This window comes from Streptomyces cyaneofuscatus (assembly GCF_000718135.1).
GTDB lineage: Bacteria > Actinomycetota > Actinomycetes > Streptomycetales > Streptomycetaceae > Streptomyces > Streptomyces cyaneofuscatus.
On sequence record NZ_JOEM01000001.1, the window covers coordinates 266,433 to 282,353 of the forward strand.

Annotated in this window: 15 protein-coding genes and 1 pseudogene; 7 read left to right on the plus strand and 9 right to left on the minus strand. The window is 71.8% G+C overall.

Annotated elements, in window-relative coordinates; all coding sequences use genetic code 11:
• Window positions 1-92 precede the first annotated feature (92 nt).
• Window positions 93-353 carry a hypothetical protein gene (locus IF17_RS1000000137445; protein WP_032771588.1) on the minus strand — a complete coding sequence of 87 codons (261 nt, stop codon included), beginning with the start codon at window positions 351-353 and terminating at the stop codon, window positions 93-95.
• A 93-nt stretch (window positions 354-446) separates the two neighbouring features.
• On the opposite strand from IF17_RS1000000137445, the gene IF17_RS0101300 reads away from it, so the two are divergent.
• The 3 genes from IF17_RS0101300 (at window position 447) to IF17_RS0101310 (ending at window position 2,652) form a co-directional block, all read left to right on the plus strand.
• Window positions 447-1,286: a helix-turn-helix domain-containing protein gene (locus IF17_RS0101300; RefSeq protein ID WP_030561242.1), complete on the plus strand. Its 840-nt coding sequence runs from the start codon at window positions 447-449 to the stop codon at window positions 1,284-1,286.
• Window positions 1,283-1,498 carry a DUF397 domain-containing protein gene (locus IF17_RS0101305; protein ID WP_030561243.1) on the plus strand — a complete coding sequence of 72 codons (216 nt, stop codon included), beginning with the start codon at window positions 1,283-1,285 and terminating at the stop codon, window positions 1,496-1,498. Before IF17_RS0101300 ends, IF17_RS0101305 begins: the two co-directional genes overlap by 4 nt.
• Before the next feature lie 356 nt (window positions 1,499-1,854).
• The gene (locus IF17_RS0101310; RefSeq protein ID WP_030561244.1) at window positions 1,855-2,652 is read left to right on the plus strand and encodes a D-Ala-D-Ala carboxypeptidase family metallohydrolase; all 798 of its coding nucleotides are present in this window, start codon (window positions 1,855-1,857) and stop codon (window positions 2,650-2,652) included.
• A 122-nt stretch (window positions 2,653-2,774) separates the two neighbouring features.
• On the opposite strand, the pseudogene IF17_RS01000000136060 reads toward IF17_RS0101310, so the two are convergent.
• The 4 genes and pseudogenes from IF17_RS01000000136060 to IF17_RS0101330 all read right to left on the minus strand — a co-directional run bounded on the left by IF17_RS01000000136060 (window position 2,775) and on the right by IF17_RS0101330 (window position 5,992).
• Window positions 2,775-3,784: pseudogene (locus IF17_RS01000000136060) on the minus strand (YdcF family protein).
• Between the two features lie 132 nt (window positions 3,785-3,916).
• Entirely contained in the window at window positions 3,917-4,375 is a 459-nt protein-coding gene (locus IF17_RS0101320) for a hypothetical protein (protein WP_030561245.1), read from the minus strand.
• Between the two features lie 192 nt (window positions 4,376-4,567).
• Window positions 4,568-5,236: a GOLPH3/VPS74 family protein gene (locus IF17_RS0101325; RefSeq protein ID WP_030561246.1), complete on the minus strand. Its 669-nt coding sequence runs from the start codon at window positions 5,234-5,236 to the stop codon at window positions 4,568-4,570.
• Between the two features lie 165 nt (window positions 5,237-5,401).
• Window positions 5,402-5,992 carry a hypothetical protein gene (locus IF17_RS0101330; protein WP_244890401.1) on the minus strand — a complete coding sequence of 197 codons (591 nt, stop codon included), beginning with the start codon at window positions 5,990-5,992 and terminating at the stop codon, window positions 5,402-5,404.
• A gap of 271 nt (window positions 5,993-6,263) precedes the next feature.
• Between IF17_RS0101330 and IF17_RS0101335 the strand changes: the two genes are divergently transcribed.
• Window positions 6,264-7,259, plus strand: a complete 996-nt coding sequence (locus tag IF17_RS0101335; protein ID WP_030561248.1) for a glycoside hydrolase family 6 protein — start codon at window positions 6,264-6,266, stop codon at window positions 7,257-7,259.
• Between the two features lie 164 nt (window positions 7,260-7,423).
• Here the strand turns inward: IF17_RS0101335 and IF17_RS0101340 are convergent, their stop codons facing one another.
• Window positions 7,424-7,609: a hypothetical protein gene (locus tag IF17_RS0101340; RefSeq protein WP_030561249.1), complete on the minus strand. Its 186-nt coding sequence runs from the start codon at window positions 7,607-7,609 to the stop codon at window positions 7,424-7,426.
• A gap of 262 nt (window positions 7,610-7,871) precedes the next feature.
• On the opposite strand from IF17_RS0101340, the gene IF17_RS0101345 reads away from it, so the two are divergent.
• The gene (locus IF17_RS0101345; RefSeq protein ID WP_030561250.1) at window positions 7,872-8,279 is read left to right on the plus strand and encodes a YciI family protein; all 408 of its coding nucleotides are present in this window, start codon (window positions 7,872-7,874) and stop codon (window positions 8,277-8,279) included.
• A 20-nt stretch (window positions 8,280-8,299) separates the two neighbouring features.
• Window positions 8,300-9,457, plus strand: coding sequence for an RNA polymerase sigma factor (locus IF17_RS0101350; RefSeq protein WP_030561251.1), 1,158 nt, complete (start codon window positions 8,300-8,302; stop codon window positions 9,455-9,457).
• A 7-nt stretch (window positions 9,458-9,464) separates the two neighbouring features.
• On the opposite strand, the gene IF17_RS0101355 is transcribed toward IF17_RS0101350, so the two are convergent.
• From IF17_RS0101355 to IF17_RS0101365, 3 genes are all read right to left on the minus strand, one after another.
• Window positions 9,465-10,205 carry a dienelactone hydrolase family protein gene (locus tag IF17_RS0101355; protein WP_030561252.1) on the minus strand — a complete coding sequence of 247 codons (741 nt, stop codon included), beginning with the start codon at window positions 10,203-10,205 and terminating at the stop codon, window positions 9,465-9,467.
• Between the two features lie 195 nt (window positions 10,206-10,400).
• Window positions 10,401-11,927: a DUF6056 family protein gene (locus tag IF17_RS0101360; protein ID WP_030561253.1), complete on the minus strand. Its 1,527-nt coding sequence runs from the start codon at window positions 11,925-11,927 to the stop codon at window positions 10,401-10,403.
• A gap of 53 nt (window positions 11,928-11,980) precedes the next feature.
• Window positions 11,981-13,483, minus strand: coding sequence for a glycosyltransferase (locus IF17_RS0101365; protein WP_030561254.1), 1,503 nt, complete (start codon window positions 13,481-13,483; stop codon window positions 11,981-11,983).
• 302 nt (window positions 13,484-13,785) lie between these two features.
• Here IF17_RS0101365 and IF17_RS0101370 point away from each other — a divergent pair, with 302 nt between their 5' ends.
• Window positions 13,786-15,891 carry a TPM domain-containing protein gene (locus tag IF17_RS0101370; protein ID WP_030561255.1) on the plus strand — a complete coding sequence of 702 codons (2,106 nt, stop codon included), beginning with the start codon at window positions 13,786-13,788 and terminating at the stop codon, window positions 15,889-15,891.
• Window positions 15,892-15,921: the final 30 nt, after the last annotated feature.

The following is a 15,921-nucleotide window of genomic DNA, read 5'->3' on the forward strand; positions in this document are numbered from 1 at the left end:
GGCACCGGAGCCGTCACCCAGGCCGTTCGGGCGACGCGGGCGGGTCACCCGGAAGCATGTGCGCCGCACGGGAGTTGGCCTGCCGGGTGCCCTCACAGCACCTCACCCCGGCTACGGGCGTTGAGGCGTGCGGTACGGGCCCGGAGTTGCTCTATCAGGAGGGCGGGGCGTACATGGCGGGGCTCGGCCTCCCACTCGATGCCGCCGCCCACGGGGCGGAGGGACCAGCGCGGGCCGGCGACGCCTCGGAACTCACCCACGCGGTCACCGCGACTCATATCGACCAAGAGCGCGCCGGGCGCGGGGAGTTCAGGAGGCTCCTGGGTATTCGGACGCGCGTTCTCGCCGTACACCGATAGTTCCTCTCTGTAGCTGAATGACTACCGGGGCGGCTCAGCGTGTCCTAACGCTGGATCACCTTCAACGTTTCAGGGGTGGAGAGAACGTTGGTCAACCTCAAGCCATTGAACCCGGACGCCAGCCCGGAAGCGGCCTACGGAGCGCGCCTGCGCGGTGAGCGCGAGGCGCGGGGGTGGAGGCAGGACGACCTCGCCGGGCGGATCGGGTACACCGGGCGCCATGTATCCGGGGTGGAAACTTGTCACAAGTCCCCAACTCGCAAATTCTCGATCGCTGTTGATGTCGCACTGGGGTTCGTGGGAGCGGCGGAGTCGTTCGAGCGCGAGTGGCAGAGGATCGAGCACGGGGTGCTGTTGCAGGGCTTCCCCGAGTACCTGGACCTGGAGGGCCGGGCGGCGGAGATCAGGCTGTTCGAGGTGGGCGTCGTTCCCGGTCTGTTGCAGACGCGCGAGTACGCGCAGGCACTGGCCGACGGAGCGGTCGACCGAGGGATCATCACGCCTGAACAGGCCGATGAACGCGTCGCGTTCCTCATGACGCGACAGGCCGCGCTGCTGCGGGACGTGCCGCCCGTGCTGATCGCCGTGCTGGACGAGAGCTGCATCCTCCGGCCGGTCGGCAGTCCGGACGTCATGAAGGCGCAGTTGCAGTATCTGATCGACTTCGCCGCGCAGCCTCACACCACGCTCCAGCTAGCCCCCTTCAGCATCGGCGAGCGCCGACCCTTCAACCGAGCGGTGAACCTGCTGACCCTCCAGGACCGGTCCGTGGTCTCGTACGTCGAGTCCGAGACGCAGGGGCACTTGGACCGCGAACTCAGCTCTGTCATTCCGCTGGTGAGGGCCTACCATCAGTTGCAGAACGTGTCTCTGTCGCAGACAGATTCCGTGGACTCGATCCACCAGCATCGGAAGGGCAGCCCGTGACGACCGAACCGACGACCCAGCAGTGGGTCAAGTCCTCCTACAGCGACAACGGCGGCACCTGCGTCGAGTGGGCCCCGGCCACCGCGACCGCCACCGGCATCGTCCCCGTGCGCGACTCGAAGAACACGGCCGGCCCGGTGCTCGGCTTCCCCGCCGCCGCGTTCTCCAGCTTCGTCGCGGGCGTCCGGGCCGGAGACTTCGGCACCGTCTGACCGACGGCCGACCGGTCCTGCACCGCCTCCGCCCCACCGTGCCCAGCGCGCGGCGGGGCGGAGGCGGTTCCGGTGGACGGAGGCGGTTGCCGGGGCGGAGGCGGTTCCTTCGCACTCGCAGTAGGAGGACGACGACAGCCGTTCCGTGGCATCAGTACCCAAAGGATCACCCGGGCCGTCACGGATGGAGATTGGCAGGTTCTGGACAGCTCGCGGGCTCGCACCGCGTCCGAACTACGAACGGATCCGAGGAACTTGCAGAAAGTTGTCATGCACTTGACGTACGGGCGTGCCGCACAACAGGCTCGGAACCCCCCGCTCCCATGGACAGCCTGACGACGAAGAGGTGCACTCTCATGCGCTCACGCCCCATCGGATTCCTGCTCGCCACCCTCGCGGGCGCGACGTTCGCCCTCGGCGGCGTCTCCCCCGCCTCCGCGTCCCCCGACGCCGCCACCCCCACCGCCCCCACGGCTCGTACAGCCACCGCGTCCGGCGACATCGGAACGGCCGACGCCTGCTACACCTGGGGCGGCACCCTCCGCGAGGGTTCCAGCGGCGAGGCCGTACGCCAGCTCCAGATCCGTGTCGCCGGCTACCCGGGCACCGGAAACCAAATCGCCATCGACGGGGCGTTCGGCCCGGCCACCAAGGCGGCGGTGACCCGCTTCCAGGCGGCGTACGGGCTGGCCGCCGACGGCATCGCGGGTCCCGCGACCTTCAACAAGATCTACCAGCTCCAGGACAACGACTGCACCCCGGTCAACTTCACCTACGCCGAGCTGAACCGCTGCAACTCCGACTGGTCCGGCGGCAAGGTCAGCGCCGCCACCGCGCGCGCCAACGCCCTGGTGACCATGTGGAAGCTCCAGGCCATGCGGCACGCCATGGGCGACCGGCCGATCACCGTCAACGGCGGATTCCGCAGCGTCTCCTGCAACAGCGCGGTCGGCGGCGCCGCCAACAGCCGCCACATGTACGGGCACGCGGCAGACCTCGGGGCCGGGCCGCAGGGCTTCTGCGCCCTCGCCCAGGCGGCGCGCAACCACGGCTTCACCGAGATCCTCGGCCCGGGCTACCCGGGCCACAACGACCACACCCACGTCGCCGGCGGCAGCGGCCGCTTCTGGTCGGCGCCCAGCTGCGGCATCTGAGACCCGTCACGGCGTGCGGGTTCCTCCGGTCGGCGGGCCGGAGGAACCCGCGTACCGCCGTGTCCGTAGAAGCCCGGACGCCCGCACACCGCCGTCTCTCTCTCCCCCCCCCGTCGGGACGGCTACCAGCGCATCCCCACCACCACCGCCAAGGCCACCAGCAGTCCGCACAGGACGCCGTTGACGACCCGGTTCTCCCAGAACACCGCGACGAACTCCCGGATGGTGGCGCTCGGCCAGAAGTACGCGGCGGTCGGCGACCCGATCACCTGGCCGCGCACACCTTCCCGGCGGGCGGTCATCGCCGCCCGGAACGCGTGGAAGTTGTTGGTCACCACGACACAGACGTAACGGCCGTCGGCCTCCTCCATCATCCGGCGGCTGAAGCGCAGGTTCTCGGTGGTCGTACGGGAGCGCGACTCCCGCCGGACGAGCGCCGGGTCGGCTCCTCCGCGACCAGCCAGCGCCCCATCGCCTCCGCCTCGGGCAGCTTCTCGTCCGGCCCCTGCCCGCCGGAGACCAGCAGCACCGGCGGCTCCGCACCCCGGTCCGCCTGCTTCCGCTGGACGGCGAGGCCGGACCGCAACCGCGAGGCGAGCAGCGGGGGGACCCGCTCGCCTCCGATGAGGCCCGAGCCCAGCACCACCACGAAGTCCACGTCGCCGCGCACCCGGATACGGCCGTACAGGAAGGCGTACGCGAGGAAGCACAGGAAGAGGAAGGCCACATAGCCGGTGACGAGCACAACAGCCAGGAGGAACGACTGGTACGCGCGCGAGCCTCCCAGGTAGTCGGCGGAGAGCACCAGCGCCAGGACGGCGAAGATGCCCACACCCGCCAGCCCCGACAGGAGGTTGGCCGGGCGGCGGCCCTCCTTGCGGACCATGGTCAGTCCATTGCCGATGAGGAAACCGCCCAGGAGCACCACCGCCAGCGCGGGCACGAAGAAGACCAGCGAGTACACCAGGACGGCCAGATTGCCCGGCAGCCGGTCCACCTGCGTCAGCAGGGCGAAGGACAGGCACAGCACGGTCAGTCCGAGCAGGACCGCGTTGCGGAACTGCCGGCGGTCCTGCCGGACGCCCCAGCAGAACCAGAGGAAGAAGACTGCTGTCGGTACGAAGGCGATCACAGGTGACCTCGGATGCGTCGGCCGCGCGGAGGCGGGAGGGGCCGGGAGCCGGAGGGCCGGGAGCCGGTGGGCCCGGGAGCCGGTGGGCCCGGGAGCCGGGGGCCCGGGAGCCGGGGGCCCGGGGGAGGTGTCCTACTCCGCGGAGGACGACCGACGGTTCTCCTGCATCCAGTCCCCGTTCGTCTGCCAGGCGTACAGCGTGTGGTCCTCCAGCGAGACGTAGTAGGAGCCGCAGCGGCCCCGCGCCTCGCCCGCCCGGTCCGAGGGGAACCAGGAGGCGCTGATCTCCGGGTCCGGGGCCTTCTTCCCCCGGAGCGGCTCGCAGGAGCCGGGGAGCTGGTCGCCGTTGAGCGTGGCCTTGAGGATGCGCTCGCCGCCGGTGGTGCGCATGGCGTACTCGACGGACGCGGCGCCGTCGGGGAGCCAGCTGGGCACGGAGTCACGGTCGGCCTTCGCCGCCTTGCCGGTGGCGTAGGAGGAGGTCTGCTCGTGGCGGCCGTCGTACCACTCCCTGGCCTCGGGCACGACCACCGCGGCCGTGATGCCGAGAACCACCACGCCACCCAGGGCACCTATCAGAACGCCACGCATCTTCGCTTCTCTCCTCTGCCGGTATCCGCTTCGTCTGCCGCGAGCCGGGGGAACGCCCTTGCTCGCTTACGTCCATTTTCCTAGCCGTATGGCCGGAAAAAGTCAGACTATGAGGCATATGGGGGGTACGCCTCTGGTCGCACACCCCTGATACCGACCCGGACCTGATAGCGACCCGGACCCGATGCCCTCCTAGCTGCTCACGGCAGCCGCGGACCCGGCCGCGATCGCCGCCACGGTCCGCAGCACGGCGGCGTTGACCGCCTCCGCACCCCAGCTGGCCCGCTCCAGCTCCTTCGCCCGGTGGTAGACCTTGCCGGACCACGGGACGGTGCGGTGCAGGTTCGGCAGGGACCCGCTCGCGGAGAGCAGGCCGATCAGCGAAGCCGTACGGGAATCGGGTTCCGCGCCGTCGATCAGGACGGCCCGGACCTGCTCCAGGAGCACCTTCTTGTACGCGCTGTCCGCGATCGTGTGCGACGTCGTACGGAAAAGGCCCAGCGTCTTCTTCGTCTCCCGGCGCAGTGTGCCCCGCTCGACGAGCCGGTCGAACACGGGCTCGCGCAGCCCGGTGCCGATCTCGATCAGGAGCGTCTGGACGCCTCGTACCTTCTCGGAGACCTTCTTGTACGCGTCGCGCAGCAGCGGGTCCTCCGGCGGCCGGCCGACGACGGCGTGCACGCGGATGCCGGTCAGCCCCTGGTCGCCCTCATCGACCCGGACATGACCGGCGAGCCCCAGCTCCACCAGGACCGCACCGCCCTGCGTGTAGTAGAGCGTGCCCGCCGTCGGGATCGCGCCGGAGGCGTCGTCCATCAGCAGCAAGGTCAGGTCTTCGACGATCAGCAGCTTGCTCGGCATGTCTCTTCCCACCGTCGGATAGGGGCCTTTCGGCCACGCTATCCACGGCGGGGCGGGGCGGCGCGGTGCGCGCTGTCACCGGCGTCGATGACAGATGTCATGACGAGGACCGGGGAACGAGGACGACGAGGACGACGAGGACCGGGCAACGAGGAGGGCAGGGGCTCAGTACACGCGAGGTCCGGCGTCGGTGAGATGCACCTTCTGGTTGTAGCCGGTCGGCTCCTTGCCCTTCCAGACCTCCTCGCACTCGTACGTCGTCTCACCGAAAGGGACGGCCATGGCCTCGGGGATGTCGTTGCAGAGGGCGTAGTCGATCTCGTGGTTGTTGCCGAAGATGATCCGCGCCACTCCTTCGCGCGTGAGCAGGCCCGTCTGCGGGACGGCCTGATACTCGACGACACTGTCGGACCAGCCCTTGTCCCCGATCGTGACGTTCCACTCGACGTCCACGCCCTTGAAGGAGACGGTGCAGGTCACCTGCGTCCCGGCCTTGGAGCTGACCTCGTCGGGACATGTCCCGGCCGGCTTCCCGGTGGCGTTGGCCAGGCTCAGCGTCTTGCGCTCCATTTCGTGGGCGACGATCTCGGTGAACGGGAGGCCGTCGGGCGCCTCCGGGTACTCCGGCACCTTCCCCTCGGGCGGGGTCAGCTTCTGCGAGAGGAGCGAGGGAGCCGGAGCCGCCGCCTTGTCCGAGGCCTCGTCGCCCCCTCCCCCGCACCCGCTGACCAGGAGACAGGCCGCACCGACAGTCACCGCAACACGCTTCATCCGCATAACCCGCCACCCTAGATGCCCATCAGCAACGCCCGGGAAGGAGGCCTGCCTCCAACGCCGGGGCGTGCCCGACTCATTGACAGCGAGGTGCCACCCTGTCACCGTCTCGACTGACGGCGGCAGTTCCCGGACCCGGACCCCGAGGGGACCCAGGGTCCACCGCGCGCATCCCCCACCCCCACCCCGCGCCTCCCTCCCCCACCGCTCGGCCGCCGTCGAGTGGGAGCGCTCCCAGAGAAGGGCCGCACTCGTGAGACGACTTCTTCGTACGCTCGCCGCCTCAGCCTTCGCCTGTCTGCTCCTGCCACTCAGCGCCGCCCCGGGCAGCGCCACGACCACCTCGGTCCAGGCGAGCCCCATCGGCATGACCAGCGGTTTCTACACCGACCCCTCCTCCGGCCCCGCCGCCTGGGCCGCCGCCAACCCCGGTGACGGGCGCGCCGCCGCCATCCGGGACAACATCGCATCCCGCCCCATGGCCCGCTGGTTCGGCGCCTGGAGCGGGGACATCGGGGCGGCGGTCGGCTCGTACGTGGGTGCCGCCGACGCCGCCGACAAGCTGCCCGTGCTCATCGCGTACAACATCCCCGGCCGCGACGCCTGCGGCGGTCACTCCGGCGGTGGCGCGGGCACCCCGGCCGCGTACCGGTCCTGGATCTCCGCCTTCGCCTCGGCCATCGGCTCGCGCCCCGCACTCGTGGTGATCGAGCCCGATTCGCTCGGCGACTTCAGCTGCCTGAGCCAGGCCCAGATCGCTGAGCGCAACGGGATGCTCCGGGGCGCCCTTGCCCAGTTCCGCGACCGCGCGCCCAACACCTGGACCTACCTGGACGCCGGAAACCCGGCCTGGATCGGCGCGGCCACCATGGCCCAGCACCTCGACGGCGCCGGTGCCCGCGACGCGCACGGCTTCTCGCTGAACATCTCGAATTACCTCACCACCGGCGAGAACACCGCCTACGGCAACGCCATCAACTCGGCGCTCTCCTCGTCGTACGGCTACACGAAGACGTACGTCGTCGACACCAGCCGCAACGGCAACGGCTCCAACGGTCAGTGGTGCAACCCGGGCGGACGCCGGATCGGAGCCGTCAGTCAGACGGGCGGCGGTGGCGGCGGCGGCGCCGAGATGCTGCTCTGGCTGAAGACCCCCGGGGAGTCCGACGGCAACTGCGGGGTCGGCGGCGGTTCGGCGGCAGGGCAGTTCCTGCCGGAGGTCGCTTACAAGATGATCTACGGGTACTGAGTATCCGGGTATCCGGACCGTGCGGGAGGTGACGGCGGCCGGTCCGAACAGGATGCCAGCTGCTCTGTCGCCACCCGACACATCAGTGCGGCCGCCCTGCGCGTCAGGGTGGCCGCACCGCGCCTTCTCCGCTTCGTCCGGCCGCTCTACTTGGTCCGGCCGCTCTACTTCGTCCGGCCGCTCTGCTTCTTCTGGGCTTCGATGATCACCAGGACCGTGAGCCCGCCGCAGGCCAGGCCCGCAAGAGCCCAAGGGATGCTCGGTGTACCACCATTGAGGTTGTAGCCGATGGTGCAGAAGATGAGCGTCTCGATCAGGACGATGAGCAGCCACCAGCGTCTTCCTGGCATCCGGCCCCTCCTTTCCGTTCATGAAATCTCGGTTCACGCGATGTGGCGTTGCCGTGATTCTCCAGGAGAGGCGAAGAGAAGACGGCAGGGGCCTCCGACCTGCCCCGAAGGCCGCACCCGGACCTCCGGGAATCGCCCGACACTCCTGGCCCGCTGAAGAAATCCGCGAAGAGATTCAGCGACCATGTCGAGAACCCGCGTCCCGCTCCGTCTCCCGGGTGAAGGCGGCCATAACGGGTCGCCCCGCACCGAGGAGAACCCCATGGCCAAGTACCTGATGCTCAAGCACTACCGCGGCGCCCCCGAGGCCGTCAACGACGTTCCCATGGACCGCTGGACGCCGGAAGAGGTCTCCGCGCACATCCAGTACATGAACGACTTCGCCGCCCGGCTGGAGAAGAGCGGGGAGTTCGTCGACGGGCAGGCGCTCGCGCCCGAGGGGGCGTGGGTCCGGTACGACGGGGAGGGGCGGCCGCCGGTCACCGACGGGCCGTTCGCCGAGACCAAGGACCTGATCGCCGGGTGGATGATCATCGACGTGGACTCGTACGAGCGTGCCGTCGAGCTGGCCGGTGAGCTGTCGGCCGCCCCGGGCGCGGGCGGCAAGCCGATCCACGAGTGGCTGGAGCTCCGCCCGTTCCTCACCGCGCCGCCCACCATCGCGGAGTGACCTCAGCGATGCCGATGCCCATGCCCATGCCCGTGGACGAGGTGCTGCTCCGGAGCATCGTCCCGGGCGTGCTCGGGGTCCTCGTCCGCCGCGGAGCCGACTTCGCGGCGGCCGAGGACGCCGTACAGGAGGCGCTGATCGAGGCGGTCCGGGTCTGGCCCGACGGTCCTCCGCGCGACCCGAAGGCGTGGCTGGTCACCGTGGCCTGGCGGCGGTTCCTCGACGCGACCCGGGCCGATGCCGCCCGGCGCCGGCGCGAGGACGTCGTGGAGGAGGTGCCGGCGCCCGGTCCCGTACCCGGCACCGACGACACCCTCCAGCTCTACTTCCTCTGCGCCCACCCCTCCCTGACGCCCTCGTCCGCCGTCGCGCTCACCCTGCGCGCCATCGGCGGGCTGACCACCCGCCAGATCGCCCAGGCCTACCTGGTGCCCGAGGCGACCATGGCCCAGCGCATCAGCCGGGCCAAGCGCACGGTCTCCGGTGTGCCGTTCGACCGGCCCGGCGATGTCTCCACCGTGCTGCGCGTCCTCTACCTGGTCTTCAACGAGGGCTACTCCGGCGACCTCGACCTCGCCGCCGAGGCCATCCGGCTGACCCGGCAGCTCGCGGCCGCGATCGACCACCCGGAGGTGGCGGGGCTCCTCGCCCTCATGCTGCTCCACCACGCCCGGCGCGCCGCCCGCACCGCGCCCGACGGCAGCCTGGTGCCGCTCGCCGAGCAGGACCGGGCGCTGTGGGACACCACCGCGATCGCCGAGGGGGTCCGGATCCTCCAGGCGGCCCTCGCCCGGGACCGGCTGGGCGAGTACCAGGCCCAGGCCGCCGTCGCCGCGCTCCACGCCGACGCGACGACCGCCTCGGAGACCGACTGGGTGCAGATCGTCGAGTGGTACGACGAGCTCGCGGGCCTGACCGACAGCCCGGTCGTCCGGCTCAACCGCGCCGTGGCCCTCGGTGAGGCGGACGGGCCGCGCGCCGGGCTCGCCGCCCTCGCGGAGCTGGACGGCGCGCTGCCCCGGTACGCGGCGGTGGCGGCGTACCTCCACGAGCGCGACGGCGACCTGGAGCGGGCGGCCCAGCTCTACGCCGAGGCCGCCCGCAAGGCCCCGAACCTCGCCGAACGCGACCACCTGACCCGCCAGGCGGCCCGCCTCAACAGCGTCCGGGGACGGTGACGCGTGGTCAGCTGCTTTCCCGGGTGCGGCCGAGGAGGGGGAGCAGGCGGTCCCAGTGCAGCTTCAGCCCGGCGGGGTCGAAGGCGTCGGTGTCGGACATGGTGAACCCGTGGACGGTGCCGGGGTAGATCTCGGAGGTGTGGTCGACGCCCGCCGCGTCCAGGGTCTTGTTCAGCTCGCGCAGGGCCTCGGGCGTCAGGTCGCTCGCGGCGTGGCCGAAGTGGGCCCGGGCGGTGATCCCGGCGAGGGCGTCGGGCCCGTCGGCGCCCACGGGGGCGTGGAACGCGGCGAGGGCGGCCACCTGGTCGGGGTGGGCCGCCGCGGTGCGCACCGCCAGGAGGCCGCCGAAGCAGTAGCCGGTGACCGCGACCGGTCCGGCGGCGACCTCGGACCGGGTGGCGAGGAACCGGAGGAAGGCGTCGGCGTCACGCAGGGTGCGTTCGGCGGTGTGCTCCCGGATCAGGGGCATCAGCCGGTCGAGGACGGCGGACCGTTCCTCGCCCCCGATGTACGCGGGGAGGTCGATCACCGGCGTGGGGCCGTGCCGGTGGAAGACGTTGGGGACGAGCACGTAGTACCCGTGCCCGGCCAGTTCGGCGGCCAGCTCCCGCAGTACGGGCCGGATACCGAAGCCGTCCGGATACATCAGCACCCCTGGGTGCCGGCCCTCGGTGTCGGGGAAGGCGGCGAAGGCGTCGGCCCGGCCCTCCGCGGTGGGGATGTGCAGAGTCCTGGTCTGGATGGGCATGCGTTCTCTCCTGTCGTGGCTGACGTCGTGAGCTGCGGTCGGCACGACAGGAGGCGGGGCCCGCGCGGCGCTCAGAGCGGCGCCGGGTAGCCGTTCGGTGAGTGGCGCGAGGCCGTCCCGGTGGTCATCGCCGCCAACGTAGCCCACCGGGCGAAACCGGTGCCAGTGAGGTGATCATCCGTCAGGAATCCGCGCTCAGCGCGTCCGCGCCCCGTCCGTCACCCGCTCCAGCCCGTAGAAGTCCGCCACGCACCCGCCCGGCCAGTAGGTGGCGCCGCCCCGGCCGAACGGCTCCAGCATGGCGCTGACGACGAGCCGTTCGTACGGCATCACCCGCTCGCCGTCCGCCGCCCCCTCCCTCAGCCGCCGGTCCTGCGCGTCCCACTTCTCCGCCCTCGCCCGCATGTCGGTGTCCAGGTTGAGCAGCGAGACGGCCGGGCCGGCGCAGACCAGCACGCAGAGCGCGGCGCACACGGCCTTCGCCGGGGCCGTACGCCGTACGTGCTGCCGCACCGCGAGACCCAGGAGCGCCCCGGCCGCGGTGAGGAGGACCACGTACAGCAGGAGGTAGTCGTTCCAGAGCCGGTTGGCGCTCGGGTCGCTCACCCGGTCCTGGAACACCGGGTACGCGATCACCGTGCACAGGTAGCCCGAGAGCAGGAGGGTCAGCAGGCCGGTCCAGGCGAGCAGCGGCCAGTGAGCCGGAGGGCGCGGCGTACGGCCGTCCCGGCGTTCGGCGAGGAGGCCCAGCAGGACGCCGACCGCGACCGCGCCGACGTACTGCCACGTCGTGACCGTCTGGACGGTGATCTCCGCGAAGTGCCGCAGGGAGGCGGCGAGCGAGTCGGGGGCGAGCAGCGACGTCGTCTCCGCCCCGAACCGTTCGCGGCGGCGGATCGAGCCGGGTGAGGTGATCAGGACGAGTCCACCCGCCAACGTTCCGGCCAGACCTGCCACACACCACCAACGTGCGAACACCCTGGCGTAGGGCGGGATGAGACGACTGCTCAGGAGCAGCGTGGCCAGCAGCACCAGCACCATCACGACCGCCGTCTCCTCCGAGAGGGTGGCGATGAAGGCGCCCGCGAGCAGCGCGACGGCAAGGGCGAACCCCCGGCCCCGGCGGGTACGGGCGAGCAGCAGCGGGATCAGGGCGGCGCAGGCCAGGACCGGTGGCAGGGTGTGGGAGACCGAGGCGGCGGGCCAGTAGAACGTCTTGTACGTGTTCGGCGTGACGAACAGGAAGAGCGCGGTCACCATCGCCGCGACCAGCAGCGGCAGCCCGCGCGGCACGGTGATTCCGCCCCGGCGCAGCGCCGCCACCGTCACCGCCCACAGGACCGCGAGGATCAGGAGGCCGCTCACTGCCGGGAACCACTGGTGCCCGGCGACCTGGAACTTCGCGTAGGCGCCGACCAGCATCGCGTTGGCGACGCGTCCGTTGTCGTCGAAGTAGAACTTTCCGACGAGGCCCGTGATGCCGTCGTCCCGTACGGCGGGGAGGAAGCACCAGTCGTCGGCGCTGGGCCGCACCCAGCGGCCGAACCAGGAGGCGGCGGCGAGCAGGGCGAGGGGCGGGAGCGCGAGGCCGCTCACCCAGAGGGCGGTCCGGGGCCCGTGACCGGGTTCCGGTCTCCTCCCCGGGGCTCGCCCCCTCTGCGGGGCTCGCCCGCTCCCCGCCGGGTCGTCCGACACAGCAGTTTCCCGGGCACCGTCGGTCATCACGATCCTTTGTTCACCTGTTTACCTGTTCACCTATTTAGCTGTTTACCTGTTCACCGGTCCTCGGAGGAGCGCGCGGAGGTCCGGACGGAGAGGGGCACCTCCGGCACCGGGCCTCCGCCGGGCAGGGCCCGCGTCGCCCGCTCCGGTACGGAGACCTCGGCGGGGCGGCCCGACATGATCGCCCACCGGGCCAGCAGGAACGAGACCGGCGTGACGATGACGCCGGCCGCCAGCGCGGCGAGGTTCTTGTCCATGCCGAGACCACTGACCGCGCCGTAGAGCAGTGCTCCGGACGCCACCAGGTTGACCAGGGTGGAGACCGGATAGCGGACGAACGCGTGCCAGGTCGGCTTCGTCCGGCAGGTCACGTAGGAGTTGAGGAGGAACGAGCAGACGATGCCGACCGCGTAGCCCAGCACATGGGCCGCGAGGTAGGGGATCCAGCGGTTCAGTGAGGCGTAGACGCCCAGGTAGACGGCGGTGTTGACGCAGCCGATGAGGACGAAGCTGCCGAACTGGCGTGCCGTACGGGACCGGGTGCCGTGCCTCTCCTGAGCGGCGGGCTCCCCCGGCTCCCCGATGACCAGGGGGCCGGTCGGCAGCCGGCGCTCCGGCCGGGTCCGGGACGTCACGTCGGTCTCCCGCACCACATAGGGCGGGCGGTGCTTCGCCTCGTGGTAGATGCGGCCCACGTACTCCCCGATGACGCCGAGGGTGACCAGCTGGATGCCGCTCAGCGCGACGACGGCGGTGAGGAGGGTCGCGTACCCCGGGGTGTCCGCACCGTGCAGGACGACGGTGATCACCGTCCACAGCGCGTACGCCAGGGCGGAGACGAAGACCCAGAAGCCGGTGTAGATGGCGAGGCGGAGGGGACGGTTGTTGAAGGAGAGCAGGCCGTCGATGCCGTAGTTCAGCAGCCGTCTGCTCCCCCACTTCGACCGGCCCGCCACGCGCTCGCTGTTGCGGTAGCGGAAGCTGACGGTGTCGAAGCCGATCCAGGAGAAGATCCCCTTGGAGAAGCGGTTGCTCTCGGGGAGGGAGAGGACGCTCTCCACGGCCCGCCGCGACAGCAGCCGGAAGTCGCCCGAGCCGTCGATCAGCTCGACGTCCATGCACCGCCGCACCAGGGCGTAGTACGTGTGGCTGAGTGTCGAGCGCACCACGCCCTCGCCCGCCCGGTCGCGGCGCGGGATGACCTGGTCGTAGCCGTGCCGGTGCAGTTCGAGCATGCGGGGGATCAGCTCGGGCGGGTGCTGGAGGTCGGCGTCCATGATGACCACCGCCGCGCCGCGCGACATGCGCAGACCGGCGAGCATGGCGGCCTCCTTGCCGAAGTTGCGGCTGAAGGCGGTGTAGTGGACGCGCTCGTCGCGCAGGGCGAGGGCGGCGAGGAGCCGGCGGGTGGCGTCGCCGCTGCCGTCGTCCACGTAGCAGATCTCGAAGGGGATGCCGGTGGATTCGAGGACGGTGAGCAGGGCGGTGTGGAAGGTGTCGAGCACCTCGGCCTCGTTGAAGCACGGCACGACGACGGAGAGCTGAAGGCCGTTCATGGGGATCCTCCGGACTTCGCTTCGGCGGCCGGTCACCTGTAAAACGTAGGAACGTTTTGTGCATTTTTCTCTAGGTTTGCCCATTCGGTGAGGGAGACCGTGCCTTCCCGCTCCGGACGCGCGGACCGCCCCGCCCTTTCATTCGAACAGCGCAGACCGCCCGAGGGCCGCCGCCGGAGCCGCCGCCGGGGGCGCCGAAGCTCCGGTCGCGGGCCCCGGAAGCCGGACATAGCCTCACCAACGTGACGCCATCCGTGGACCGTATCCGGAGCTCCGCACCCGGCAGGGCCCTGCCCAGCGGCATGCTGACCGGCCTGCTCGCCACGCTCGTCGCCGTGTGCTGGCTCGCCGGGCCCGCGGCGGTGGACGCCCGCGCGGAGGACCCGGTGGAGCTCTCCCGGGACGGCCAGATCACCGACCGGGTCGGCGCGCTCCAGGACCGTGCGGACGCGGTGGAGGACGCCCTCGACCGGCTGTACGCGGAGCGGCGCATCCAGCTCTTCGTGGTGTACGTACGCGATTTCTCCGGGCGCTCCGGGCAGACCTGGAGCGACGAGACCGCCGACCGCAACGGGCTCGGCCAGGACGACGTGCTGCTCTCCGTCGCCACCCACGACCGGCAGTACGCCTACTCCGTGGACGCCGGCTCCGAGCTGACCGACGAGCAGTTGCGCGAGGTGGCGTCCACCGCGATCGAGCCGGCCCTGCGGGAGAACGACTGGGCAGGGGCGGCGATCGGGGCTGCGGACGGCTATGTCTCCGTCCTGGACGGACGCCCGGTGACCGCCCCGGCCATCACCCCGGGCCCGGCCGACCCCGGCTCCGGTGCGTCCGGCCCCTCCTCCGGTGCGGGTGACTTCCTCCTGCCGGTGGTCGTCGTCGGGGGCGCGGGGGCGCTCGCCCTGTTCGCGTTCACCCGGCGCAAGCGGCGCTCCACGACCCGCAACACCCCGGCCGCGACCGGCTGGGGGCGGCCCCAGGAGGCGGCGGACGCGCCGGTCCCGCTGGAGGAGCTGGACGCGCGGGCGAAGCAGGTGCTGGTGGACACCGATGACGCGGTCCGCACCAGCGAGGAGGAACTCGGCTTCGCGACCGCCCAGTTCGGCGAGGAGGCGGCGAAACCTTTCACCAAGGCGCTCGCGCGGGCCAAGGACGAGCTGACCCGGTCGTTCCGGTTGCGCCAGCAGCTCGACGACGCCTTCCCCGAGGACGACGCGACCCGCCGCCGGATGCTGGAGGAGATCCTGGCCCGGTGCACGGCCGCCGACGAGGGGCTCGACGCGGTGGCGGAGGACTTCGACCGGCTGCGCGCCCTGGAGCGCGACGCCCCGGAGGCCCTGGCCACCCTGGAGACCACGTTCGCCACGCTCACCGGGCGCGTCTCGGGGGCCGAGGCGACGGTCACGGGGATGCGCGAGCGGTACGGGGACGGGGCCGCCGCCCCTGTCGCGGGCGACCTCGACCAGGCGGAGGACCGGCTCGCCTTCGCCGGCTCCGCCCTGGACCAGGCCCGCCAGGCGGTCGGGACCGCCGACCACGCGCGGGCCGCCGTCTACATCCGGGCCGCCGAGGGCGCGGTCGGCCAGGCGGGCACCCTCATCGACTCGGTGGACCGGCGCGCGGCCGAGCTGGCCGAGGCGGCCGGGAAGCTGCCCGCCGCCCTCACCGAGACGGAGACCGACCTCGCCGACGCGCGCGGCCTCCTCGAAGGCACCACCCAGGCCACCTCCACCGCCGACCTGCGGGGCCGGATCGCCCGCGCGGAGGCCGTACTCACCGACGTACGGGAGGCGATGGCGGCAGGCCCGTACGACCCGGTCGACGCGCTGCGCCGGATGGAGGAGGCCGACGCGGCGCTGGACGAGGCGCTCGCCGGGGCGCGGGAGCAGGAGGCGGGCGGCCGGCGGGCCCGCTCGCTCCTCGACCAGGCGATGCTCACCGCCCGCTCCGCGATCGCGGCGGCGACCGACTACATCACCACCCACCGGGGCGCGGTCGGCGCCCCGGCCCGCACCCGCCTGGCGGAGGCGCAGCGGCGGTGGGAGCAGGCCCGGCAGCTGGCCGACGGCGACGCGCAGGGCGCCCTGGCTCAGGCGCAGCAGGCGGACGCGCTGGCCCGGCAGGCACAGGGCCTTGCCGAGCAGGACGTACGCGGGTTCCAGGGGCCGGGGGGTCCGGGAGGCTTCGGCGGGGGCGGCGGATCGCGGGGCGGCGGGATGGGCGGGGCGGTGCTCGGCGGGATCATCCTCGGCGGGCTGTTCGGCGGGGGTGGCCGGGGCGGCATGGGCGGCGGCTTCGGTGGGGGGTTCGGGGGCGGAGGCGGGCGCTCCGGGGGGTTCGGCGGCGGGCCCGGCAGTTTCGGCGGGGGCGGCACGCGGGGGCGCCGGGGCGGTGGCGGGCGCTTCTGAACGACCGGCACAACCCACACATCCCAGCAT

Bases quoted from the DNA above. Each gene is read 5' to 3' on its own strand.
- IF17_RS0101370 (WP_030561255.1), top strand. From the start codon at position 13,786: ATGCTGACCGGCCTGCTCGCCACGCTCGTCGCCGTGTGCTGGCTCGCC.
- IF17_RS0101345 (WP_030561250.1), top strand. From the start codon at position 7,872: ATGGCCAAGTACCTGATGCTCAAGCACTACCGCGGCGCCCCCGAGGCC.
- IF17_RS0101310 (WP_030561244.1), top strand. From the start codon at position 1,855: ATGCGCTCACGCCCCATCGGATTCCTGCTCGCCACCCTCGCGGGCGCG.
- IF17_RS0101360 (WP_030561253.1), bottom strand. From the start codon at position 11,927: ATGACCGACGGTGCCCGGGAAACTGCTGTGTCGGACGACCCGGCGGGG.
- IF17_RS0101355 (WP_030561252.1), bottom strand. From the start codon at position 10,205: ATGCCCATCCAGACCAGGACTCTGCACATCCCCACCGCGGAGGGCCGG.
- IF17_RS0101350 (WP_030561251.1), top strand. From the start codon at position 8,300: ATGCCCATGCCCGTGGACGAGGTGCTGCTCCGGAGCATCGTCCCGGGC.
- IF17_RS0101320 (WP_030561245.1), bottom strand. From the start codon at position 4,375: ATGCGTGGCGTTCTGATAGGTGCCCTGGGTGGCGTGGTGGTTCTCGGC.
- IF17_RS0101340 (WP_030561249.1), bottom strand. From the start codon at position 7,609: ATGCCAGGAAGACGCTGGTGGCTGCTCATCGTCCTGATCGAGACGCTC.
- IF17_RS0101365 (WP_030561254.1), bottom strand. From the start codon at position 13,483: ATGAACGGCCTTCAGCTCTCCGTCGTCGTGCCGTGCTTCAACGAGGCC.
- IF17_RS0101325 (WP_030561246.1), bottom strand. From the start codon at position 5,236: ATGCCGAGCAAGCTGCTGATCGTCGAAGACCTGACCTTGCTGCTGATG.